The organism is Microbacterium sp. OVT16B (assembly GCF_019969705.1).
GTDB classification, from domain to species: Bacteria; Actinomycetota; Actinomycetes; order Actinomycetales; family Microbacteriaceae; genus Microbacterium; species Microbacterium natoriense.
The window spans coordinates 2,062,817-2,085,655 of sequence record NZ_JAHXZA010000001.1; the positions used below are offsets into that span (position 1 = coordinate 2,062,817).

24 protein-coding genes and 3 tRNA genes are annotated in these 22,839 nt (G+C 67.9%); 12 read left to right on the top strand and 15 right to left on the bottom strand.

Annotation, left to right across the window (positions count from 1 at the left end):
* Positions 1 to 90 precede the first annotated feature (90 nt).
* Positions 91 to 564: an Lrp/AsnC family transcriptional regulator gene (locus LC438_RS09785; protein WP_105674993.1), complete on the top strand. Its 474-nt coding sequence runs from the start codon at positions 91 to 93 to the stop codon at positions 562 to 564.
* Here the strand turns inward: LC438_RS09785 and LC438_RS09790 are convergent.
* Complete coding sequence (locus tag LC438_RS09790) at positions 536 to 1,435, bottom strand: alpha/beta fold hydrolase (protein WP_223586438.1); 900 nt, start codon at positions 1,433 to 1,435, stop codon at positions 536 to 538. The two genes, LC438_RS09785 and LC438_RS09790, sit on opposite strands and share 29 nt — an antisense overlap.
* A gap of 67 nt (positions 1,436 to 1,502) precedes the next feature.
* Between LC438_RS09790 and LC438_RS09795 the strand changes: the two genes are divergently transcribed.
* Positions 1,503 to 2,213, top strand: coding sequence for a 3'-5' exonuclease (locus LC438_RS09795; protein ID WP_223586439.1), 711 nt, complete (start codon positions 1,503 to 1,505; stop codon positions 2,211 to 2,213).
* A 126-nt stretch (positions 2,214 to 2,339) separates the two neighbouring features.
* On the top strand, positions 2,340 to 3,311 hold the full coding sequence (locus LC438_RS09800; protein ID WP_105674987.1) for a hypothetical protein: 972 nt from the start codon (positions 2,340 to 2,342) through the stop codon (positions 3,309 to 3,311).
* Here the strand turns inward: LC438_RS09800 and LC438_RS09805 are convergent.
* Together LC438_RS09805 and LC438_RS09810 are read right to left on the bottom strand one after the other, a co-directional pair.
* Positions 3,309 to 3,383, bottom strand: a tRNA-Ile gene (locus tag LC438_RS09805). The genes LC438_RS09800 and LC438_RS09805 overlap by 3 nt on opposite strands.
* Before the next feature lie 30 nt (positions 3,384 to 3,413).
* Complete coding sequence (locus tag LC438_RS09810; RefSeq protein WP_223586440.1) at positions 3,414 to 3,950, bottom strand: gamma carbonic anhydrase family protein; 537 nt, start codon at positions 3,948 to 3,950, stop codon at positions 3,414 to 3,416.
* 142 nt (positions 3,951 to 4,092) lie between these two features.
* Here LC438_RS09810 and LC438_RS09815 point away from each other — a divergent pair, with 142 nt between their 5' ends.
* A complete protein-coding gene (locus LC438_RS09815; RefSeq protein WP_105675066.1) occupies positions 4,093 to 4,578 on the top strand; it encodes a Dps family protein in 486 nt (161 codons plus the stop codon).
* 57 nt (positions 4,579 to 4,635) lie between these two features.
* Here the strand turns inward: LC438_RS09815 and LC438_RS09820 are convergent, their stop codons facing one another.
* From LC438_RS09820 to LC438_RS09840, 5 genes are read right to left on the bottom strand one after another with little or no spacing between them, the layout of a single operon-like run.
* On the bottom strand, positions 4,636 to 6,102 hold the full coding sequence (locus LC438_RS09820) for an amidohydrolase (RefSeq protein ID WP_223586441.1): 1,467 nt from the start codon (positions 6,100 to 6,102) through the stop codon (positions 4,636 to 4,638).
* Positions 6,099 to 6,740, bottom strand: coding sequence for an FMN-binding negative transcriptional regulator (locus tag LC438_RS09825; protein ID WP_223586442.1), 642 nt, complete (start codon positions 6,738 to 6,740; stop codon positions 6,099 to 6,101). The genes LC438_RS09820 and LC438_RS09825 overlap by 4 nt, the downstream gene beginning before the upstream one ends.
* A gap of 50 nt (positions 6,741 to 6,790) precedes the next feature.
* Positions 6,791 to 7,789: an Fpg/Nei family DNA glycosylase gene (locus LC438_RS09830; RefSeq protein ID WP_105674979.1), complete on the bottom strand. Its 999-nt coding sequence runs from the start codon at positions 7,787 to 7,789 to the stop codon at positions 6,791 to 6,793.
* A gap of 1 nt (position 7,790) precedes the next feature.
* On the bottom strand, positions 7,791 to 8,276 hold the full coding sequence (locus LC438_RS09835; protein ID WP_223586443.1) for a ribose-5-phosphate isomerase: 486 nt from the start codon (positions 8,274 to 8,276) through the stop codon (positions 7,791 to 7,793).
* A 40-nt stretch (positions 8,277 to 8,316) separates the two neighbouring features.
* On the bottom strand, positions 8,317 to 9,501 hold the full coding sequence (locus LC438_RS09840) for a ferrochelatase (protein WP_223586444.1): 1,185 nt from the start codon (positions 9,499 to 9,501) through the stop codon (positions 8,317 to 8,319).
* A gap of 138 nt (positions 9,502 to 9,639) precedes the next feature.
* On the opposite strand from LC438_RS09840, the gene pepN reads away from it, so the two are divergent.
* The 4 genes from pepN (at position 9,640) to LC438_RS09860 (ending at position 15,490) form a co-directional block, all read left to right on the top strand.
* On the top strand, positions 9,640 to 12,192 hold the full coding sequence (pepN, locus tag LC438_RS09845) for an aminopeptidase N (protein WP_223586445.1): 2,553 nt from the start codon (positions 9,640 to 9,642) through the stop codon (positions 12,190 to 12,192).
* Positions 12,193 to 12,276: 84 nt separating this feature from the next.
* Positions 12,277 to 13,389 (top strand): mechanosensitive ion channel family protein, encoded by a 1,113-nt coding sequence (locus tag LC438_RS09850; RefSeq protein WP_105674971.1) that lies wholly within the window; start codon positions 12,277 to 12,279, stop codon positions 13,387 to 13,389.
* On the top strand, positions 13,386 to 13,835 hold the full coding sequence (locus tag LC438_RS09855; protein ID WP_105674969.1) for a globin: 450 nt from the start codon (positions 13,386 to 13,388) through the stop codon (positions 13,833 to 13,835). The genes LC438_RS09850 and LC438_RS09855 overlap by 4 nt, the downstream gene beginning before the upstream one ends.
* Positions 13,832 to 15,490, top strand: a complete 1,659-nt coding sequence (locus LC438_RS09860) for an FAD-binding dehydrogenase (protein WP_105674967.1) — start codon at positions 13,832 to 13,834, stop codon at positions 15,488 to 15,490. The genes LC438_RS09855 and LC438_RS09860 overlap by 4 nt, the downstream gene beginning before the upstream one ends.
* Before the next feature lie 113 nt (positions 15,491 to 15,603).
* Here LC438_RS09860 and LC438_RS09865 read toward each other — a convergent pair whose 3' ends face one another.
* On the bottom strand, positions 15,604 to 16,272 hold the full coding sequence (locus tag LC438_RS09865; protein ID WP_105674965.1) for a hypothetical protein: 669 nt from the start codon (positions 16,270 to 16,272) through the stop codon (positions 15,604 to 15,606).
* 50 nt (positions 16,273 to 16,322) lie between these two features.
* On the opposite strand from LC438_RS09865, the gene LC438_RS09870 reads away from it, so the two are divergent.
* Positions 16,323 to 17,213, top strand: a complete 891-nt coding sequence (locus tag LC438_RS09870) for an acyl-CoA thioesterase II (RefSeq protein ID WP_105674963.1) — start codon at positions 16,323 to 16,325, stop codon at positions 17,211 to 17,213.
* A 377-nt stretch (positions 17,214 to 17,590) separates the two neighbouring features.
* On the opposite strand, the gene LC438_RS09875 is transcribed toward LC438_RS09870, so the two are convergent.
* The 4 genes from LC438_RS09875 to LC438_RS09890 all read right to left on the bottom strand — a co-directional run bounded on the left by LC438_RS09875 (position 17,591) and on the right by LC438_RS09890 (position 20,942).
* On the bottom strand, positions 17,591 to 18,079 hold the full coding sequence (locus LC438_RS09875) for a thioesterase family protein (RefSeq protein ID WP_223586446.1): 489 nt from the start codon (positions 18,077 to 18,079) through the stop codon (positions 17,591 to 17,593).
* A gap of 7 nt (positions 18,080 to 18,086) precedes the next feature.
* Positions 18,087 to 19,766 carry an energy-dependent translational throttle protein EttA gene (gene ettA / locus LC438_RS09880; RefSeq protein WP_105674959.1) on the bottom strand — a complete coding sequence of 560 codons (1,680 nt, stop codon included), beginning with the start codon at positions 19,764 to 19,766 and terminating at the stop codon, positions 18,087 to 18,089.
* Between the two features lie 87 nt (positions 19,767 to 19,853).
* Positions 19,854 to 20,348 (bottom strand): hypothetical protein, encoded by a 495-nt coding sequence (locus LC438_RS09885; protein ID WP_181155905.1) that lies wholly within the window; start codon positions 20,346 to 20,348, stop codon positions 19,854 to 19,856.
* Positions 20,349 to 20,414: 66 nt separating this feature from the next.
* The gene (locus LC438_RS09890) at positions 20,415 to 20,942 is read right to left on the bottom strand and encodes a single-stranded DNA-binding protein (RefSeq protein WP_105674957.1); all 528 of its coding nucleotides are present in this window, start codon (positions 20,940 to 20,942) and stop codon (positions 20,415 to 20,417) included.
* A gap of 217 nt (positions 20,943 to 21,159) precedes the next feature.
* On the opposite strand from LC438_RS09890, the gene LC438_RS09895 reads away from it, so the two are divergent.
* On the top strand, positions 21,160 to 21,429 hold the full coding sequence (locus tag LC438_RS09895; protein ID WP_223586447.1) for a hypothetical protein: 270 nt from the start codon (positions 21,160 to 21,162) through the stop codon (positions 21,427 to 21,429).
* Positions 21,430 to 21,438: 9 nt separating this feature from the next.
* Here LC438_RS09895 and LC438_RS09900 read toward each other — a convergent pair.
* Positions 21,439 to 21,511 (bottom strand) — tRNA-Arg (locus tag LC438_RS09900).
* A 60-nt stretch (positions 21,512 to 21,571) separates the two neighbouring features.
* On the opposite strand from LC438_RS09900, the gene orn reads away from it, so the two are divergent.
* Together orn and LC438_RS09910 are read left to right on the top strand one after the other, a co-directional pair.
* Entirely contained in the window at positions 21,572 to 22,198 is a 627-nt protein-coding gene (orn, locus tag LC438_RS09905; RefSeq protein WP_223586448.1) for an oligoribonuclease, read from the top strand.
* A gap of 36 nt (positions 22,199 to 22,234) precedes the next feature.
* Positions 22,235 to 22,310: transfer RNA gene (locus LC438_RS09910), tRNA-His, on the top strand.
* A 61-nt stretch (positions 22,311 to 22,371) separates the two neighbouring features.
* Here the strand turns inward: LC438_RS09910 and arr are convergent.
* On the bottom strand, positions 22,372 to 22,788 hold the full coding sequence (gene arr, locus LC438_RS09915; protein WP_223586449.1) for an NAD(+)--rifampin ADP-ribosyltransferase: 417 nt from the start codon (positions 22,786 to 22,788) through the stop codon (positions 22,372 to 22,374).
* Positions 22,789 to 22,839 lie beyond the last annotated feature (51 nt).

Here is a 22,839-nt window from a genome sequence, read left to right on the forward strand (position 1 = left end):
CGTCTGTTCAACACGACGCTCAAGCAATTGCGAGGCTGTTGAGCATGTTGCTAAATCCGGGTCGATACGAGACTGCTACTCTTTGGCACTATGCCTGGACTTGACCGCATCGATCTGGAACTCCTCGCCGCCCTCGCCGACGACCCGCGCATCACGATCGTCGCGCTCGCCGAGAATCTCGGCCTCTCGCGCAACACCATCCAGGCGCGCATGGCGCGGCTGGAGCAGACCGGGGTGTTCCTCTCGTACGAACGGTCCTTCTCCCCCGACGTCCTCGGATTCCCCCTGCAGGCGTTCGTGAGCATCGGCGTCAGGCAGACCGAGCTGCCGCGCATCATCAACGAGCTCGCGCGCATCCCCGAGGTGGTCCAGGCCCACGGCCTGAGCGGCTCGATCGATCTGCTGGCCAGGGTGGCCTGCCGCGACGCGCGTCACCTGTTCGACACGGACGCGCGCATCCTCTCGATCGACGGCGTCGAACGGACGGAGACGTCACTCGCCATGGGCGAGGTCATCCCCTTCCGGGTGGCAGGGCTCATCGGCCTCGCGCGACGGGAATCCTGAGGAAGCGACGGATCGCGCCGGCGGCCTCGGCCGGCGTCTCGTAGTGGATGAGGTGCCCGACATGGGCGATCTCGACCAGTTCCGCATCGTCGAACAGCGTCGCGAGCACGCGCTCCGCCTCGATCGGCGTGATGTCGTCGCGGTCGGCCGCGATCAGCAGCGTCGGCACGTGGATCTTCGGGGCGAACTCCCGTACGTCATGCGAGACGCTCGCGACGAACGCGTCGCGCAGCACGTCACGATCTGCGAACCGTGAGAAGTACGTGTCGTGCTGGTCGTGGATGAACCTGCGGAGCTCCGGATCCTGCGTCTTCGCCATCGTGACGCTCATGATGCGGACGATCGCACGGTTCCGCAGCAGAGCCGTGCCCAGCGTCTCCGGCAGGCGCGCACCCATCGCGTAGTAGAAGACGGCGAGCCGGGTCATCAGCCCCTTGGGCCCCTCGAGGGCGGGGGCGCCGATCGGATTGATCAGGATCAGCCGGGGCGTATCGAGGCCGGACGCGATCGCGGCCGACACGACGATCGATCCGAACGAGTGCCCGAGGATGACGGCACCAGGAGCGACCGCGGCGGCGAACTCGATGAGCCAGGACGCGTACTCGTCGAGGTCGTACGTGCGCCCTGGCACCGGTGCGCTCTCGCCGAAGCCGGGGAGGTCAGGGGCGATGATCCGCGCCTCCGGGAGGAAGGCGAGCACCGGCTCCAGGCCGTGGTGATCTCCGCGGAAGCCGTGCACGGCGATGACGGTCGTCTCGGCATCGGCCGCTCCGTACTCCCAGTACGCGGTGACGCCGTCGCGGACCTCGACCTCGTGACGCTCCACCGGAAGGCGGCGGAGTCGTTCGGCGTAGGGCGAGGATGCGGTCATGATCCGAGTCTACGGAGTCGCCGTGCGCCTTCCTGGCAATGTCCGAGGCCGCGCCTACCGTGAGGGCATGCCCGCAGATCCCGCACTCCCGACGTGGCTCACCCGCGTCGGAGTGTTCGATCTCGAGACCACGGGCGTCGACGTGGAGAGCGACCGCGTCGTGACCGCGCACGTCGGCGTCCTCGACGCGAACGGACGAGAGATCGCCGCGCGGGACTGGCTCGCCGACCCCGGCATCCCCATCCCCGACGGAGCCACCGCCGTGCACGGGATCACCACGGAACAGGCCCGTCGCGCCGGCAGACCGGTGCGCGAGGTGGTCGCCGAGGTCACCGCGGCGCTGCGCTCGCTGCTCGACCAGGGCGTTCCGATCGTCGCCTACAACGCCTCCTACGACTTCTCGCTGCTCGCCCACGAGTGCGTGCGCCACGGCATCCCTCCGCTCGTCTCTCCGTCGCCGATCATCGACCCGCTCGTCATCGACAAGGCGTACGACAGATACCGTCGCGGCAAGCGCACACTGGAGGTCGTCGCCGCGCACTACGCGGTGCCCCTGGAGGGAGCGCACGACGCCTCGGCGGATGCGGTGGCCGCAGGCCGCGTCGCTCAGGCGCTCGCACGGCAGTTCCGCCTTCCTCAGACGCTGAGCGAACTGCACACCCGGCAGATCGGGTGGGCGCGCTCTCAGGCAGAGAGTCTGACGGAGTACTTCATCAGCGTCGGACGACTCGATCCTGAGGATGCGCTCGACGGCACCTGGCCGGTGCGCAACAGCTGAGGCACGGTGATGTGAGTCGTCCCTCGCCTGCACGAGATCGGACTCCTCCGTCACGGAGGCGCGCGCAGCATCCGAATGCGCGCTCGTCATGGGACTCCGCAGGTCGGAGCCCGCTACAGTTCTCCTGTGAAAGCGGCACAGTCCGGCGAGTCGTTCGGCATCCGTCCCAGTCGCTCGCTCCCGGAGACGGAGCTGGCGCCCATCCGCGCGCGGCTGGCCCGCGCGTCGAAGCACGCACGCGAACTCGACGAGGCGGTGCAGGTGTGGCGGGCCAATACAGTCTTCACCTCCTCCGTCCGCGTGTCGGAGAGCACGCCGACCGTGCTTGAAGTGTCGGTGGAGGCCTCGCGGGCGTTCCCTCACGACCTGTGGTCGACGAAGGCCGGTGAGTTCGCCTACCAGGCCCGCGTCGCGTTGGACAACCTCCACGACCTGCTCGCGCGCAGCTTCGCTGAACGGGAGTACGACTCATCTCGTATCCAGTTTCCCATCACCGCCACGGGCAAGGACTGGAAGAGTTGGAAGCAGGGACATCGGTTCCACCCGCAGTGGCTGGTGGAACGGTTGAAGAACGTCCAGCCGCAGTACGGACCGTACCGGGCTTTGGAAGGCCTGCAGTGGTTCAACAACAAGGACAAGCACGAGTGGGTGCGTGATCTCGAACTCGGGATGATCGGCATGGTGGCGAGTTCGAACTTCTCCTTGAGAGGACTGATCGAAGAGCATCACCTCTCCCCGACGCTCATCCCCCAATCGAACACGATCCCCCGAGGGGTTCGACGCGTGATCGTGGGCTCATTCGACGTAGGACACCCCATTCTGGACTTCCCCGAGGAAGCGACCAACGAGGTCCAGGTCGAGTTGAGGTTCGATGTCGGGTCCGACTCCTACACTCTGGAGGAGATCCGTGAGATTCCCGTCCGGATCGGGTACATCGTCGACTATCTCGCCTGCGATGACCTCTTCGCCCTCGCCAGGTATCAGAAGCGTCCGAGCTACATCCAGGATGCACCTGCCGACTACCCGAGCTCAGGGACAACGGAAGTCTCCGGTGGCGAGACTCTCGCCACCGGAGACTTCCAGCGACGAAAGGAGTAGGGCGGGCGGGACTTGAACCCGCGAATCGTTGGGTTATGAGCCCACTGCCTTAACCAGCTTGGCCACCGCCCCGTACGCACCCAGCCTAGCGGGCGCGCAGACTCAGACGGAGGTCGCGGACGAGTGCGTCAGCAGGTGGCCGAGGTAGGTGTCCGCGTTCGCGATCAGGCCGGCGCGCTCGTCATCGCTCAGCGCTCGGCGGACCTTCGCAGGGACACCGGCGACGAGCGATCCCTCCGGCACCTCCGTCCCGCCCAGCACCACAGCTCCCCCGGCGATCAGGCAGCCCGCTCCGATCACCGCGCCGCTGAGGATCACCGCACCCATCCCGATGAGCGAACCATCGCCGATCGTGCAGCCGTGGACGACCGCGTTGTGGCCGATCGACACCTTCGATCCGACGACGACGGGGTGCCCGGCATCCACGTGCACCGAGACGTTGTCCTGCACGTTGCTACCGGCGCCGATCACGATCGGCGCCGAATCGCCTCGCAGCACCGCGTTGTACCAGACGCTCGATCCGGCCGCCAGAGAGACCGCTCCGACGATGCGCGCGCCCTCCGCCACGAAGGCGCCGTCGGCGATCGACGGCACGCGATCCTGAAGGGCGAGGACGGAGGCTCCCTGCGCGATGCTCATAAGGCGAGACTACCCTCATTACCGCGTGTTTCCGCGGATTTCTGGCCCACTAAGCCCAGCCTTCGCTTGCTTGCGGAATGTTTCAGGATGAGTAGCGTTGACTCCAGCACGACAGAAACAGATGATCTCGGAGGAGCACAAGATGAGCAAGGCACAGACCGTTTCCACCACCGCCAGCGACCCGACGGTCGCCGCAGCGGCCGCGCAGTTCCTCTCCCCGCTCGTCCTCGGCCTCGAAGCCCTGACGGTCAACGGCAAGCAGGCCCACTGGCACGTCCGCGGAGCGAACTTCGTCGGCGTTCACGAGCTGCTCGACACGATCGTCGCCCACGCCGGCGACTTCGCCGACACCGCCGCAGAGCGCATCGTCGCCCTCGGCCTTCCGATCGACGCCCGCATCTCCACCGTCGCAGAGAAGGCAGGCGCCACCTCGGTTCCCGCTGGCTTCACGCAGTCGGATGACCTCATCCGCGCGGTCGTGGCCGACATCGACGCGATCCTCGTCGACGTCCAGGCGGCGATCGACGGCCTCGACGAGGTCGACCTGACCAGCCAGGACGTCGCGATCGAGATCAAGCGCGGACTCGACAAGGACCGCTGGTTCCTCGTCTCGCACATCGCAGCCTGACGACTCGCACCACACGACGAAGGGCACCGGAATCCGTTCCGGTGCCCTTCGTCGTGTTCAGGAGCGGTGGGTGACGCGTCCGGCGAGCAACGTCGCCTCCACCGGCATCCGTCTCAGTCCATCGCCGTGCGCGGCTCGCGGATCCTCGCCGCACAGAACGAGATCGGCCGGCTCTCCTGGTCGCACCGAGGACCGCACGCTCGCCTCGAGCGCCTCGTCGATCGTGAGCCGCTCCTCGGGATGCCACGGCTCCCGCGCATCGTCGGTGCGATCCACGGCTGCGCCGATCCCCTGCCACGGGTCCAGCTCGGCGACGGGCGCGTCCGACCCGAAGCGGAGCTGCACCCCCGCTCGGCGCAGTGCGGCGAGCGGATAGCCGATGGACGTCTGACCCGCCCAGTGCGTCTCGACCAGGTCGCGATCATCGAGGGCATGCTGCGGCTGCACGCTCGCCACGACGCCCAGGCGAGCGAAGCGTGAGAGATCGGCGTGCCGGACGAGCTGCGCATGCTCGATCGTGCCCACGGCGCCGGACACGGTGAACGCGTCGAGCGCTGCGGTGACCGCGCGGTCGCCGATGGCGTGGACGGCGACGGCGAGGCCCGCCCCCGTCGCGGCGACGAGCAGATCCGTCAGCTCCTCCGGCGGCACCGTGAGCACGCCGAAGTTCGCGGGGTCCCCCGGGTAGTGATGAGAGCAGGCGGCGGTCCTCGTGCCGAGGGAGCCGTCGGTGATGATCTTGAGCGCGCCGACCTTGATCAGCGGGCTCCCGTGGCTCTCGCCCGTGCGCAGTCCTCTCTCCACCGCGCGGTCGAAGTCGAAGGGGTACACCGAGAACTCCACCCGATGCGCGGAGAATCCGGCGGCCACGCGCCGAGGCCAGGCATCGGCGTTCCAGGCCATGTCGAAGTCCACGAGGCCGGTGACGCCCCTCGACGCCGCACGCTCCCCCGCCCGCAGCACGGCGTCATCGGCCCTGGCGGGGTCGACCGCATTCAGACGTCGCGAGATCTCGAAGGCGTCCTCTTCGCGGAGGACTCCGTCCGGCGCGCTGAACCCTTCGCGACGCAGGGCCGCCGAGTTGAGCCACGTGCTGTGCACGTCGGCGTTGATGAGATAGGTCGGCACCTCCCCCGTCGCGTCATCGAGCAGCGCGAGCGACGGCTGATCCGACCACAGCGCGTCGCGGAAGCCCGCCCCGACCCGCCGCCCGTCGGGGAGCGGCTCCGCGTCGGTCATGAGCCGCGCGGCCTCGGCGGCCGATCCCGCCGTGAGCAGCGGCACGCGTTCCGCAGCCAGCGCCCACTGCACCGTGTGGACATGGTTGTCCCAGAGCCCCGGGACGACCCACGCGCCACCGGCGTCCAGGACCTCCCTTGTGGGCCGCAGGGCACCGGTGGGGGCGATGTCGGCGATCGCTCCGCCGTCAATCACGATGTCGACGGGCTCGTCGTCGATGAGGAACTCGCGACCGGGACCGGCGATGCGAACCCCCTTCACCATGCTGACATCGGTGCCGATCATCGCCGTCCTTCCGCGAGAGCCTCATGGGCTCTCCTCATCTCGCGGGCGAGGTCGGGCTGCGCATACGGGCCCGAGCCCTCCAGTTCCGCGATCACGGTCTCCACGGTGTCCGCGGACTTGTTCTGGCTGAGCTTGCGCTTCGCGACCACGCGCGTGGGGGTGAGTCGGAACCCCACGGTCCCCGCGGCGAGACGCTGCACGAAGCTCTCATCGTTAGGACGCTCCCACATGCGCCGCGGCTCCGGCATCCGCCCCTCGAACCGGTCGACGAGACGGTCGAGCACCTCGAGGTTCTCCTCCGGGCTCAGGATCTCGGGGATCCCCGAGAGGTGCACGGCGATGTAGTTCCATGTCGGCACAGCCTGCACGTCTCCGTACCAGCCCGGGGAGATGTAGCCGTGCGGCCCCTGGAAGACGACGAGGAGCTCGCGGTCGCCGAGACCGTGGATCAGATCGTCCGGGCGTCCCACATGCGCGACGATCGTGAGGTCGTCGCGCGACTCGTCGAGGAGCACGGCGTAGTGCGATGCGACCAGACCTTCAGGGCCGGCGCTCATGATCGTCGCCCACGGGCTGGCGTCGATCACCCGACGCATCTCGGTCACATCCGCAAGGGTGAAGCTCGGGTTCTGACGCATGGTTCGAGCCTAGACCGGGAGGTCGGGGCGACGGCGGCGAGAGGACCGCGTCAGGCCTGACACCGCGGGCACCAGTAGAGCTTGCGCGCGCCGATCTCCTCCAGGGCGATCTCCGTGCCGCAGATCCGGCACGGAAGCCCGGCGCGGTGGTACACCCAGTGACGATCGTCGCGACTCGCCATCGCGGCACGATACTGCTCGGGAGACAGGTCGTCCATCGTCATCATCTGCCCGGTCTCGACGCCGACCGCGAGCAGCCGAACCCAGTCGCGCCACAGCTCGCGCACGATCTCCTCGGGGACGTCGCGTCCTGGCGTGTGCGGATTCAAACGGTGTCGGAAGAGCATCTCTGCGCGATAGACGTTGCCGATGCCGCTGACCACGGCCTGGTCCATCAGGAGCAGCGCGATGACGGTCTGCTTCTTGCGCACCGCACGGACGAAGCGCTCCTCGTTCTCCGCGGGGTCGCCGACGAGGGGATCCGGACCGAGCTTCGCAACGGTGGCGAGCATCTCCTCCGGCGTCTGGATCACGCAGGCGGTCGGGCCCCGGAGATCAGCAGCGGTGATGTCCGTCATCAATCGCAGACGCACCTGCCCGACGATCGGCGGCGGCCACTCCCCGTCCTCATCGGCGAGACCCTTGGTCTGCTCCGACATCCGGACGTGCACTCGCGTGCGCCTCGGCGCGCCGATCGATGCGAGCGAGTTCTCTCCCGCATCGTCGAGGATGGCCTCGCCCAGATCGGTGCCGCGCTGGTTGGTCTGCCCCATGCGCCCGTTCGCCGAGGCGATCGTCGGATCGATGAGGATCTCCCCCGCGAAGTCCCAGGCGCCGTAGAGCCCGAGATGCACCCTCAGCCAGAGGTCGCCCTCCACCTCGAGGAACATCTGCTTGCCCACGGCCTGCACGCTGACGGCCTCGCGACCGTCGAGCACCGCGGCGCCCTCTGCGAATCGCCCCTGCGGACTCGACGCCCGCATCGACTTGCCGACGAAGTTGCGATCGAACTGCCGCGCGATGCGATGGACGGAATGCCCCTCGGGCATGTCAGGCCCGAGGATCCGGCAGCAGCGAGCCGTCGCGCTCGAAGTCGGCGATCTGGCCGATGCGGCGCACGTGCCGCTCCTCGTTCGAGAAGGGCGTGGAGATGAACGTGTCGATGAAGGTGGTCACCTCGTCGAACGTGTGCTGACGGGCGCCGATGGAGATCACGTTCGCGTCGTTGTGCTCGCGGGCCAGCTCGGCCGTCGAGACGTTCCACACCAGCGCGGCGCGGATGCCCTGCACCTTGTTCGCCGCGATCTGCTCGCCGTTGCCCGATCCGCCGAAGACGACGCCGAGAGCCTCGACACCGGTCGTCTGATCGGCGACGACGGCCTGCGCGGCCCTGATGCAGAACGCGGGGTAGTCGTCCACCGCGTCGTACTCGATCGGCCCGTGATCGACCACTTCATGGCCCGCGGCACGCAGATGCTCCTGCAGCTGCGTGGAGAAGTCGAGGCCGGCGTGATCGGTGGCGATGTGGATGCGCATGGCTCCCATCCTATTCAGGGCAGCGGACGTCGAATCCGTCTCACGGCGCGATGCCGGCGGCGGCGGGCTTGAAGCCGGCGCGGATGTTCTCGCAGCAGCCGGGGCGGCAGACGTCGAACCCGCCGGGCAGCGACGTGACGTGCGGGCGCTGCTCGTTGGGACGCCCCTCCAGACGCTCCTCGATCAGATCGACGATGCCGGCGACGAACGTCGGAGACACACCGGGCGTCGGCGTCCTGGTGAAGGCGAGCCCCACCTCCTCCGCGGCCTCAGCAGCCTCCGTATCGAGATCCCAGAGGACCTCCATGTGGTCGCTCATGAATCCGACGGGCACGACGGCGACGGCCTTGCGCCCCCGTTCGGGCAGCTCTCCGATCACGTCGCACACGTCGGGCTCGAGCCACGGCTGCGACGCAGGTCCGGAACGCGACTGGTACACCAGTTCCCAGGAGACGTCGGCGGCCGCGGGGATGCTCTCCCGCACCCTGTCCATGACCCAGGCCGCGACCGCGAGGTGCTGCGCCGCGTACGCTCCGCCCTCGCCCCACTCGATGTCGCGCGCGCCTGAGCGCTCCGCGTCTGCGGTGGGGATGCTGTGCGTCGAGAAGAGGATCTGGATGTCGGCGGCGGCGATGCCGTCGGCGAGGAAGGCCTCGACCGCGTCACGGACGCCGGTCTCGAATGCCTCGACGAAGCCGGGGTGGTCGTAGAACGGACGGATCTTGTCGATCGTCACAGTCTCGCCGAGTCCGGTGTCCTTGAGGATCCGCGCGAAGTCCTCGCGATACTGACGGCAGCTGGAGAACGAGCTGTACGCGCTGGTGGCGAAGGCGAGAAGCGTGTTGTGCCCCTTCGCGGAGGCCTCGGTCACGACCTCCTCGAGATACGGGCTCCAGTTGCGGTTGCCCCAGTAGACGGGGAGGTCGATACCTCGCCGCTGCAGCTCGGCTTCGAGCGCCTCCTTGAGCACGCGGTTCTGCCCGTTGATCGGGCTCACGCCGCCGAAGTGGCGGTAGTGGTGCGCGACCTCCTCCAAACGCTCGTCGGGGATGCCGCGCCCTCGGGTGACGTTGCGGAGGAATGGGATCACGTCGTCCTGCCCCTCGGGTCCGCCGAATCCCGCGAGCAGGATCCCGTCGTAGGCGACCGGCGTCGTCACGTAGGGGGCGCCGCCTGCAGCGGCCGGAGAGGCAAAGGGAACGATGGTGGGCTCGGTCGCAGTCACCCCTCCATCCTTCCATCTCCTCGCGGGTGCGTCGCCCTGGCGGCATCCCTCGACGACTGGCGTAGGCTGTCATGGTTGCCGTGGGCGCCAACTGCGCCTGGACCGCGGCAGCATCCCCTCACCCCTGGGAGTACAGCTGTGCCTGGAGAGAACCTCACCCGCATCGAAGCGCAGGAGCGCCGCGACGTCATCGACACGCAGTCGTATGAGGTCGCCCTCGATCTGACGAAGGGTGCCGAGGTCTTCGGCTCTCGCAGCGTCGTGCGCTTCACCGCGACCCCCGAGAGCTTCACCTTCATCGACCTCATCGCGCGCGAAGTGCGCGAGATCTCGCTCAACGGAGAGCAGCTCGACCCCAGCGAGGTCTTCGCCGACTCGCGCATCGCGCTGACCGGCCTGCAGGCCGAGAACGTCCTCGTCGTCGACGCCGACTGCCTGTACACCAACACCGGCGAGGGACTGCACCGCTTCGTCGACCCCGTCGACGGCGAGGTCTACCTCTACTCGCAGTTCGAGGTCCCCGACTCGCGCCGTGTGTTCGCGGTCTTCGAGCAGCCCGATCTCAAGGCGACCTTCCAGTTCACGGTCACCGCGCCCTCCGCGTGGAAGGTCGTGTCCAACTCCCCCACGCCCGAGCCCATCGTGCACGACGACAGTGCCGTGTCCACCTGGGGCTTCGAGCCGACCCCGCGCATCTCCTCGTACATCACGGCGCTCGTCGCCGGCCCCTACGAGTCGACCTTCTCCGAGCTCACCAGCTCCTCCGGCGATGTCATCCCGCTCGGCGTCTACGGCCGCAAGAGCCTCTGGCAGCACCTCGACGCCGACTACATCTTCGACAAGACCCGCGAGGGCTTCGCGTACTTCGAGTCGAAGTTCGGCGTCCCTTACCCGTTCGCCAAGTACGACCAGCTCTTCGTCCCGGAGTTCAACGCCGGCGCGATGGAGAACGCGGGCGCCGTGACGTTCACCGAGACGTACGTCTTCCGCAGCAAGGTGACGGATGCCGTCAAGGAGCGCCGCGTCGTCACGATCCTGCACGAGCTGGCGCACATGTGGTTCGGCGACCTCGTCACCATGAAGTGGTGGAACGACCTGTGGCTGAACGAGTCGTTCGCCGAGTGGGCGTCGACGATCGCCACGGCCGAGGCCACCGAATGGACCGAGGCGTGGACGACGTTCAACGCGATGGAGAAGACCTGGGCCTACCGCCAGGACCAGCTCCCCTCGACGCACCCGATCGTCGCCGAGATCAACGACCTCGAAGACGTCCAGGTCAACTTCGACGGCATCACCTACGCCAAGGGCGGGTCCGTCCTCAAGCAGCTCGCCGCATGGGTCGGGATCGAGGCGTTCTTCGCCGGCGTCTCGCAGTACTTCCAGAAGCACTCCTGGGGCAACACCGAGCTCAGCGACCTGCTCACCGAGCTGGAGGCGACGAGCGGCCGCGACCTCAGCACCTGGTCGAAGAAGTGGCTGGAGACCGCCGGCGTCAACACGCTCGAGCCGGTCATCGCCGAAGACTCCGACGGCACCATCTCCCGCTTCGCGGTGACGCAGACCGCGCCGGCCGACTATCCGACCATCCGTCCGCACCGCCTCGGCATCGGCTTCTACACGCTGCGCGACGGGGCGCTCGTGCGCACCCACTACGCCGAGGTCGACATCGACGGCGACCGCACCGAGGTCCCCGAGCTCAAGGGCATCGCCCGTCCCGACCTCGTCCTGCTGAACGACGAGGACCTGGCCTACGCGAAGATCCGTCTCGACGACCGTTCGCTCGCCACCGCGATCGCGCACCTCGCCGACATCAGCGATCCGCTGGCCCGCTCGCTCGTCTGGGGCGCGGCCTGGGATCAGACGCGTGACGCGGAGAGCGCGGCATCCGACTACATCGATCTCGTGCTGGGCAACATCGGTCGCGAGACCGAGTCGACGACCGTCCGCACCACTCTGGCGCAGCTGCGCACGGCGGCGACGCTCTACGTGACGCCGGCCGAGCGCCTGGCCGCCCGTCAGAAGATCGCCGACGGGCTGTGGGCTCTCGCCGAGGGCGCGGAGGCCGGCAGCGACAGCCAGCTCCAGTTCGTCACGGCGTTCGCCGGCGCCCTCGTCACTCCTGAGCACGCCGGCGTCATCGGCCGCCTCCGCTCGGGCGAGGAGACGCTGCCGGGGCTGGAGATCGACGCCGACCTGAACTGGCAGCTGTTGGTCGGACTCGCGACGATCGGCGCGACCGACGCCGCGACGATCGACGCCGCTCTCGCAGCGGACAACACCGCCAAGGGCGGCGAGTTCGCGGCGCAGGCGCGTGCCGCCCTTCCCGACCTCGCCTCCAAGAAGGCCGCGTGGGCCTCCCTCATCGAGCGCGACGACGCACCGAACACGATCGTGCGCTCTGCTGCTCTGGGCTTCGTGCACCCCGCGGGCGTCGAGGTCCTCGCCGAGTTCGTCCCGGCGTACTTCGACATGCTGCTGCCGATCTGGGAGTCCCGCAGCTACCAGATCGCCCAGTACCTCGTCGTCGGACTGTTCCCGACCGCGCTGGCGAACACCGAGCTGCGGAACGCGACGCGCGCCTGGCTGTCCGCACACCAGGACGCCGCCCCTGCCCTGCGCCGCCTGGTGCTGGAGAACCTCGCCGACGTCGAGCGCGCCCTCGCGGCGCAGGCGCGCGACGCCGACGACTGAATCCGAGCTGTTCCCCTTCTCGATCAGGCCTCTGCGCGGTGCATCCAGCCCGCACAGAGGCCTGATCGCTAGGATCTGGAAGTGATGATGTTCCCCTTCCAAGTCACCGCTCCCCCCGCCGAGTCACCGCTTCCCGAGTGGGTGCAGACGCTGCCCGAGTGGCTGCGGAGCGTCCTGACGGTCCTGCTCCCCGTCGGCGGAGTCATCCTGTCGATCGCCATCATCATCGTGAGCTGCGTGCTCATCGCGCTCGTGCTGCGGGTCCTCATCCGCCGCGTGGTGCACCGCATCGTCGACAGCGCGAAGAGCAAGGCCGCGGTCGACGACACGCAGGCTCTCGAACGCTCTCCGCTGGCTGACATGCGTCTCGTGCAGCGGACGCGGACTCTCGGCAGCATCCTGCAGAACATCGTGAACGTGATGCTCGTCATCATCGCGATCGTGCTGATCGTCAACGCGATCGACAACAGGCTGCTCGGCTCCCTGACGCTCCTCACCGCTGCGGTGGGCGCCGGTCTCGGCTTCGGCGCCCAGAACATCGTCAAGGACGTCCTGAACGGCATGTTCATCGTCGCCGAGGATCAGATCGGCATCGGCGACGTCGTCGACCTCGGCCTCGCCAGCGGCGTGGTCGAGTACGTCAGCGTGCGCATCACCCAGGTTCGCGATGTCAACGGCACGCTCTGGTACGTCCGCAACGGCGAAGTCACCCGCATCGGCAACATGTCCCAGGGGTGGGCCCGCGTCATCATCGATCTCGGCGTCGCGGCCGACTCGGATCTGGAGGCCGTCGAGCACACCATGCTGGAGACGGCCCAGGGGCTCGCGAAGGATCCGAAGTGGCGCACCCGCATCGTCGAGAAGCCGGAGCTGTGGGGACTGGAGTCCATCGGGGGCGATGCTCTCGTCGTCCGCATCGTCATCAAGGCGCGCGCCAATGCCAAGGACGACGTCTCCCAGGAGCTACGCAAGCGCCTGCGCGCGGCGCTCCTCGAGAAGGACGTCACGATCCCCAGCATGGTCGGCGTGATCCCGACGGGGCTGGAAGGCGCACAGCGCGTGCGCGGTGCGAACCCGCCGAAGACCCGACCGAACGCCGTCACCGGCGTCCCCGCTGTTCCCGAGCGCGGGATCTGGCGGCGCAAGAAGGCTGACGACGACAAGAAGACCGGCGACGAAGGGACCCCGCAGCGATGACGTTCTACGACGAGGTCGGCGGCTACGAGACCTTCGAGAGGATCGTCGGGGTGTTCTACCGCGAGGTCGCCCTCGATCCGGTCCTCAAGCCCATGTACCCCGAGGAGGATCTCGGTCCGGCCGCAGAACGGCTCACGCTCTTCCTCGTCCAGTACTGGGGCGGCCCCGCCACCTACGGCGAGACTCGCGGACACCCGCGACTCCGCATGCGCCACATGCCCTTCCACGTCGACCCCGATGCGCGCGATCGTTGGCTGACTCACATGCGCACCGGCGTCACGGAGGCGCAGTTGTCGCCTCTGCACGAAGCGACGCTCTGGGACTACCTCGAACGCGCCGCCTATGCCATGGTGAACACGTTCGAACCGTCCGGAATCGGCCCCGCGGCCTCGGGCAGGCCGACGCTCGAAACCAGCTCACGTCAGGAATCAACGGAGAACTCATGACGAACACGCCCCTGTCCGCAGATGTCCTGGTGATCGGGTGGGGGCTCGCCGGTCTCGTCGCGGCCTCCGAGGCTCTGGATGCCGGCAAGCAGGTGATCCTGATCGATCAGGAGCCCCGCACCAACCTCGGCGGTCAGGCCTGGTGGTCGTTCGGTGGACTGTTCTTCATCGACTCCCCTGAGCAGCGCCGGATGGGGATCAGGGACTCGCTGGAGCTCGCCACGCAGGACTGGCTCGGCACCGCCGGATTCGACCGTCCAGAGGACGAGTGGCCACGGCGCTGGGCCGAGGCCTATCTCCAGTTCGCCGCCGGTGAGAAGCGCTCCTGGCTGCGAGAGCGCGGCGTCGGATTCTTCCCCGTGGTGGGGTGGGCGGAGCGCGGCGGTTACGGCGCTCTCGGTCCGGGCAACTCGGTGCCGAGGTTCCACATCACGTGGGGAACCGGTCCGGGGATCGTTGCGCCGTTCGCCGCCCGCGTGGAGCAGGGAGAGCGGGAGGGCCGCATCACGATCCTCCCGCGGCATCGCGTCACTGATCTCGTCGTGACCGACGGCGCCGTCACCGGCGCACGTGGCGCGATGCTCGTCAGCAGCGGTTCGGAGCGAGGAGAGGTCTCATCTCGCGAGGAGATCGGCGACTTCGAGATCAGCGCGTCGGCGACGATCGTGTGCTCGGGCGGCATCGGCGGAAACCACGACATGGTGCGCGCCGCCTGGCCCGAACGGCTCGGCACGCCCCCTGCGCACATGCTCACCGGCGTTCCTGCGTACGTCGACGGCTCGATGCACCCGGTCGCGGAGGCCGCCGGCGCGCGGCTCGTCAACGGCGACCGGATGTGGCACTACGTCGAGGGCATCACGAACTGGGACCCGATCTGGCCGTCGCACGGAATCCGCATCCTCCCCGGTCCGTCGTCGCTGTGGCTCGACGCGACCGGCGCCCGACTCCCCGTTCCGCTGTTCCCCGGCTTCGACACCCTGGGTACGCTCGCCCACCTGCGCACGACGGGTCACGATCACTCCTGGTTCGTCACCTCGCGGCAGATCGTCGAGAAGGAGTTCGCCCTGTCGGGGAGCGAGCAGAACCCCGATCTCACCGGCAAGGACGTGGGCCTGCTGCTGAAGTCGCGGCTCGCCAAGGGACCCACCGGTCCCGTGCAGGCGTTCCTCGACGAGGGCGAGGATTTCATCGTGGAGAACGACCTCGAGTCGCTGCTGGAGCAGATGAGGAACCACCCCGGCGGCGAGGCTCTCGACATCGATCGTGTCCGCCGCGAGGTGATCGCCCGCGATCTCGAGATGGAGAACGAGTTCACGAAGGACTCCCAGATCGGGATGCTGCGATCCATGCGGGGCTACCGCGGCGACAGGCTGATCCGGACTGCGGCTCCCCACCGCCTGCAGGACCCGGCGGCCGGGCCTCTGGTGGCTGTCAAGCTGCACGTGCTCACGAGGAAGTCCCTCGGCGGCATCAACACCGATCTCGACGGTCGTGCGCTACGGGAGGACGGCTCGCCGATCGACGGTCTGTTCGCCGCGGGAGAGGCGAGCGGATTCGGCGGGGGCGGCGTGCACGGCTACCGCGCGCTCGAGGGGACCTTCCTGGGCGGCTGCCTGTTCTCGGGCCGCCAGGCGGGACGTGCGGCCGCCGGCTGAGTCCGGGGTTGCGGCGGAGCAGCCGTCGTGCGCGACATCCGTCCGTTCGCCCCTCGACATGGCGCCCTCAGCGGTCCGCGTGAGGGCGCTGGTCTGTTCGGCGGGTCGCGGCCTCAGTCCGCGGCGCCGGTGCCCCGGACTGCGGTGAGGCCCATGGCCACCGGCCCCCTCAGCAGCACGTGACCTCGACGGAACGCGAGTCTCGTCCAGCGCCCCGAGGTCATCACCTTGACCTGCTCTTCGCCCGAGATGAATCCGAAGGCGTCGGCGGCGAAGGCGGCCCCCCGGGGGATGCCGCCGAGGTCCTCGTCGGGCTCGCCCCAGATCGCGGCGCGCAGGGCCCGTACGGCCTCCTCCCCTGCGCCCGGTGTCGCTCCGTGCGCCACCGCGCTGATCCCCCACTGCGCGCGCTGAGCGATCAGCGATGCCGGCAGCTCCGCACTCGGCTGCCACGCGCCACGGGGCGGAGCGATGCCCGCCCATGCCGGGGAGAGTCCCGTGTCGGGGAGGTCCAGCACGCGTGCATCCTCCGTGTTCTGGGTGAGCGAGTCGACGACGATGTCGCACTCGAGCTCGGGGTCGGCGTGCACGATGCGCATGGCCAGGATCGTGGGCGTCTGATCGAAGAGCCCGTGAGGTGAGAGCGCCGCCGCGGTGAGGGCGAGAACCCCGTTCGACGCCTGCAGGCGAACGCCTTCGTCGGAGATCCTGGCGGAGCGTCCAGCGAAGGTCAGGACGTCCTTGGACGTTTCGGCATCGGCGAGGAGAAGGGGATGCGGCACGCCCTCTAAACTAGCAACGCCAGCGGCCGCCCCGGCGCGGGAAGGAACACATGACCGTCGACACGCACGCGATCCGCACCGTCGAACAGCTTCTCGCGGTTCTCGATCTGGACGAGACCAGGGCGCGGACCACGGAGGACATCTTCACGGGCTCCTCGCATCCGATGCCGAGCGGGCGCATCTACGGAGGTCAGGTCCTCGCGCAGAGCCTGATCGCCGCAGAGCGGACCATGCCGGAGGACCGCGCGGTGCACTCGATGCACGGCTACTTCCTCCGACCCGGCGACGCGAGCCAGGGCATCACGATCGCCGTGGATCGCATCCATGACGGCAGGTCCTTCTCCACCCGCCGCTCGCAGGCGTATCAGAACGGCGTGCCGATCTTCTCGATGATCGCGTCGTTCCAGGATCAGGATCCGGGGCTCGATCACGCGGTCCCGATGCCCGCGGACGTGCCCGATCCGGAGTCACTGCTCCCCGACGAAGCGCGCGTCGACGGCCTCCCCGCGGGTACGGCTCGGATGCTGAGCGATCGTGCAGCAGACGTCCGTCACGTGGAGTCCCCGCTCTTCCTGCCGAGCGACGATGCGAATCGTCCGCGTCAAGCGGTCTGGATGCGCCTGCGCGCCCCGCTCCCCGACGACCAGCGCCTGCACCGGGCGGCTCTCGCCTACCTCAGCGACATGACGATCCAGGAGTCCATCCTGCGCGCCCACGGAGTGTTCTGGGGCCTGCCGGGACTCAAGGTCGCGAGCCTCGATCACGCGATGTGGTGGCACCGACCGGCGCGCGTGGACGAGTGGCTGCTGTACGTCCAGGAGTCCCCGAACGCGCGAGGAGGTCGGGGTCTCGCGCAGGGACGCATCTACACCCGCGCGGGCGAGCTGGTGGCGAGCGTCGCGCAGGAGATCATGATCCGCGTACCTGAGCGGCAGCGCTGAGTCCAGGTAGCGCGGTGACTTGAGGTGCCTCGGTGAGTCGAGAAGCCCCGTTGAGTCGAGAATCCGCGCCGGCTCGAGGCGCGTCGGTGAGTTGAAGAGCCACGTTGGCTTGAGAAGCCGCCTTGAGTCCAAGTGCCACGTTGAGTCGGGAAGCAACGTCGAATCGAGGCACCGCGCCGCCCCGCGTTGAATCAAGGCGCCGCGTTGAGTCGGGGCATCGTATCCGGCTTGTGCTCCGCGCTCAGTGATGTCCGCTCGCTCAGTTGTGCGAATCCTCGATCAGCGATGCGTGTGCTGGCTCAGCGGTCCACGAACGTGATCCGCGATGCACGCGTGATCAGCAGTCCACGAGCGTGCTCAGCGGTGCACAAGCGCGATCAGCGGTGCGCGTACTCGATCGACGGTCCGAGGTACGGCTCCCAGGCGCCGCGCATCTCCTGAGTGAGTCGCGTCGGTCGCCCGGACGCGGCGTCGACGAGAACGATCACGGCGGTGGAACGCGCGTAGATCGTCCGAGGTTCGGCCGTGGGGTCGTTGTGCACCTCGTAGCAGACCTCGACGCTGGAACCGCCCAGCTTCCCGAACCACATCTGGACCTCGAGCGGCCGACGCTGATACGGAACCGGCGCCAGGTACTCGATCTCCTGCCGGGCGATGAGGGTCAGGATGCCCTCGTCCAGGCCGGAGTCGAGCACCGCCGTCGACGGCGCCTGCTCGCCGGGACCCGCACGCCAGAACGCGCGCACGCGCGCCTCCTCGAGCAGTTTCAGCATCGAGGTGTTGTTGACGTGGTTGAACGCATCCAGATCGCCCCAGCGGAGCTGGATCGGAATGTGCAGGCGGGGTCCCGGCGTCGGCGCGGTCATCGTGTTCTCAGTCGCGGGTGAGCTTGCGGTGCGTCGAACGGTGCGGCTTCGCGGCGTCGGCCCCGAGACGCTGGATCTTGTTCTGCTCGTACGCATCGAAGTTGCCCTCGAACCAGTACCACTGGTCGGGGTTCTCGTCGGTGCCCTCGTAGGCGAGGATGTGCGTCGCGATGCGGTCGAGGAACCACCGGTCGTGGGTGATGACCACGGCGCAGCCGGGGAACTCGAGCAGCGCGTTCTCGAGCGAGCTCAGGGTCTCGACGTCGAGGTCGTTGGTCGGCTCGTCGAGGAGCAGCAGGTTGCCACCCTCCTTGAGCGTCAGCGCCAGGTTCAGACGGTTGCGCTCACCGCCGGAGAGGACGCCGGCCTTCTTCTGCTGGTCGGGTCCCTTGAACCCGAACTTCGACACGTACGCGCGAGAGGGGATCTCCGTCTTGCCGACCGTGATGAAGTCGAGCCCGTCGGACACGACCTCCCACAGGGTCTTGTTCGGGTCGATGTTGGAGCGCGACTGGTCGACGTAGCTGATCTTGACGGTCTCGCCGATCTTCAGGTCGCCGCCGTCGAGGGGCTCGAGGCCGACGATCGTCTTGAAGAGCGTCGTCTTTCCCACGCCGTTCGGGCCGATCACGCCGACGATGCCGTTCGGCGGAAGGCTGAAGCTGAGGCCGTCGATGAGCGAGCGCCCGTCGAAGCCCTTCTTGAGCTTCTTCGCGTCGATCACGATGCTGCCGAGGCGCGGACCTGCGGGGATCTGGATCTCCTCGAAGTCCAGCTTCCTCGTCCGCTCGGCCTCGGTCGCCATCTCCTCGTACCGGGCCAGACGCGCCTTGGACTTGGTCTGGCGGCCCTTGGCGCTCGATCGCACCCACTCCAGCTCCTCCTTGAGGCGCTTGGCGAGCTTCGCGTCCTTCTTGCCCTGGATCTCGAGGCGCTCGCCCTTCTTCTCCAGGTAGGTCGAGTAGTTGCCTTCGTAGCCGATCAGGCGCCCGCGGTCGACCTCGGCGATCCACTCGGCGACGTGGTCGAGGAAGTACCGGTCGTGGGTGATCGCGATCACCGCGCCCTTGTACGCCTGCAGGTGCTGCTCGAGCCAGAGCACGCTCTCGGCGTCGAGGTGGTTGGTGGGCTCGTCGAGGAGCAGGAGGTCGGGCTTCTGGAGGAGGAGCTTCGCCAGCGCCACACGGCGCTTCTCACCACCGGACAGAGGCGCGATCGCCGCGTCTCCCGGCGGCGTGCGCAGAGCATCCATGGCCTGGTCGAGCTGGGAGTCGAGATCCCAGCCGTCCGCCGCGTCGATCTCCTCCTGCAGCGAGCCCATCTCGGCGAGGAGCGCGTCGAAGTCGGCATCGGGGTCCGCCATGAGTGCGGAGATCTCGTTGAAGCGGTCGAGCTTCGCCTTGATGGCGATTCCGTCCTGGATGTTCTCGAGCACCGTCTTGGACTCGTCGAGCTCCGGCTCCTGCATCAGGATGCCGACGGAGAAGCCGGGCGACAGCTTGGCCTCACCGTTCGACGGAGTGTCGAGCCCCGCCATGATCTTGAGGATCGTCGACTTTCCGGCGCCGTTGGGACCGACCATGCCGATCTTCGCGCCCGGGAGGAACGCCATCGTGACGTCATCGAGGATGAGCTTCTCACCCACCGCCTTGCGCGCACGGACCATCGAGTAGATGTACTCAGCCACCGAAAAGACTCCTTCTGTCGGCGTCGAAAGATCGACACTCCAGCCTACCGGCCCCGGCAGAGTGCCCCGTCGATGATCGAGGGGCCCTCACCAATCGATCGGGCGAGTGTTCCCGATCAGGCAGCGCCCTTCGGCGAGCTGCGGCATCACCGCGGTCACGGGTGCACCCGTAGACGGCCCGACCTGCCCGATCAGGCACTCGGCATCACCCCAGCGCACGGAGAACTGCAGACTCTCCGCGGCGTTCCCCACAGTGGACTGGTCCTGGGTCACCTGCATCGCGGCACGGTCGAATCCGGCGGCGATCAGGGCGTCGATGTATGCGCGACCCGAACCCCGCTGATCCGTCGCCCAGATCTGCTCAGTGATCGCGGTGAACACGGGGAGGTTGTCCTCTGCAGTGCCGTCGGGCACGTAGGCCGGCCCCTCAGCAGTGGCCGACGGCGTCGGCGACGGGCCGGCATCCGACGCTGAGGGAGACGGCGAGGGTGTCGGGCCGCAAGCGGCGAGCAGGAGGATCAGAGCCGCGGCGAGACCCGCGACCGCCGCTCTCGGAACGGATGAGGCCGGTCGTCGTAGCACGACTCCGAGTCTACGGGCCGACCCCACCGATCTTGAGCATCGGCCGAGAGATCCGTCGCGCACCGCTCAGAACGGCACCGACGCCCCGACAGTCATCGTGTCAGCGCCGTCCTGAGCGGCCCACTCCTCGTCATCGGTGACGGAGTCGCCGTCCGGTGCCGACTCCGTCGGCGGTGCGAGCGCGCCGCGCGTTGCTGCGCCGGCGGGGAGATCGCGTGCGCGCTCGGCCGAGGCCGCCCGAGACGCGGAGAGGAAGGCGCTGGTCCCCCACCGCAGATCGTGACCGATCGACTCCGCATCGATGTCGACGCTCGTTCCCTGCTTGCCGTTGGCCTCCCAGGCGCGGATCTTCAACCTGCCCGTCACGATCACGCTGTCCCCGGTCCTCAGCGAGGCTTTGACGTGCTCGCCCAGCTGGCGGAACGCCGCGATGGAGTACCAGTTGGTACCGGCGTCCACCCAGGTCTGCGTCGCCTGATCGAATCTCCTGTGCGTGGTCGCGAGGCGGAAGTTCGTCACGGGGATCCCCGTCGTGGTCCGGCTGTGAGTCGGGTCTGTCGCGACCTTTCCCATGACGGTCAGCGTGTCGGTCATCGTCGTCTCCTCTGTACGCCGGGTCGATCGCCCGGATCGCTCCAGAGTGCGCTCTCCTCCGCCCTGATGGACACCGGAAACCCAGTAACCGTGGAGAACCCGAGCAGCGCACATTCATGTGCAGGAGAACTCGACTCGTGCGCGGGCCGCACAGACCGGTGCCGCCGGACCGAATGTCCGAGGTCGGTCATATGTTCGATTCAGAAAGGAGTCGACGATGTCGCACAGCCTGATCACATCATTGCCCGAGGTGCCGTTCGCCACCCCCGTACTCGCGTCCCCCAGGGAGCATCTCGTGCGAGCCTCCGCGCATCTGTGGCGCGTGCAGGACCGCGCGGGGCGCGTGCTCGGCCACCTGAGGGTCATGCCCGACCCTCTCGGTATGCGCTATCGCGCCGAGCGGCTGCACCTCGCGACCGGGTCGTTCCGACTCGTCGGCGACTTCTGGCGTGCCGACGATGCGGTCGCCGCTCTCCGGAACGGATGAGGATCGTTGCGCCCCCGGCAGGATTCGAACCTGCGACCAAGAGATTAGAAGGCTCCTGCTCTATCCCCTGAGCTACGGAGGCGTATGCACCTACCGTACCGCGCCGGACGGGCGATGTCGGTGCCGTCGATAGGATGACGTCATGGTATCTGCTTCCGAGAACGACCGACTCGTCTGGATCGATTGCGAGATGACGGGACTCGATCTCTCGGTGGACGAACTCGTCGAGATCGCCGTCGTCATCACGGATTTCGAGCTTCAGCCGGTGGACCCCGGCTTCCAGATCGTGATCCGGCCGAGCGAGGCAGCACTGGCGAACATGAACGATTTCGTCACGAAGATGCATGAGACCTCAGGTCTGATCAACGAGATCCCTCTGGGCGTTCCCCTCGCCGAGGCCGAGGCACAGACGCTCGCGTACATCCGCCGGTTCGTCCCGCAGGAGCGGAAGGCGCCGCTCGCCGGCAACACCATCGGCACCGACCGGATGTTCCTCGCGAAGTACATGCCGCAGATCGACCAGTGGCTGCACTACCGCAACGTCGACGTCTCGAGCATCAAAGAGCTCTCCCGCCGTTGGTACCCGCGGGTGTTCTTCCACGCTCCGTCCAAGGACGGCGGGCATCGGGCTCTGGCCGACATCCTCGAGTCGATCCGCGAGCTCCAGTACTACCGCGAAGCGGTGTTCATCGACGAACCAGGCCCCACCAGCGACGAAGCTCGCGACATCGCGAGCGACGTCGTGTCAAAGTTCGCTCCCAACATGTAATACACTCGAGTGGTTGCCTGCTTCGGCGGGCACATGGTGGGTATAGCTCAGCTGGTAGAGCGCTGGCTTGTGGTGCCGGATGTCGCGGGTTCGAGTCCCGTTACTCACCCCACGCGCGAAGGCCCCGGTTCATTGAGCCGGGGCCTTCGTCATTCCCGCTCCCTGTTCGACGCTCAGTTGATGATCTCGGCTTGGTCGTCGGCGCGGATGGCCGCCAGACGCTCGCGCCACATCTGCAGCGCATCCGGGGTCAGTCGCGTCCACTCGGTCACCTCACGCACGACACGCAACGGAGATGTGCTGCGGAAAGAGCGCGTCGGGTTGCCCGGAAACTTCTTGTCGGTGACGTTCGGGTCGTTCTCGAACTCCCCCGTCGGCTCGACCTCGTACACCCGCGGCCTGCCGTCGCCCAGTTCCCCCGCGATCTCCGCGGCCAGTCCTGCTCCGTCGCGCAGGGCCGTGAAGTAGATGTGGTTCATCACGATCTCCGGTCGATAGTTCGACCGGAAGCCTGCGGTGAGCAGGTCTCCGACCCGCAGATCCGCGGTCGTGCCATGGAAGAAGGGACCGTCGTCCAGGTTCTCGCTCATCGGGTCAGCCTACCGATTCCCTCTGTTCCGGAATACCCACCTGGGGTATGC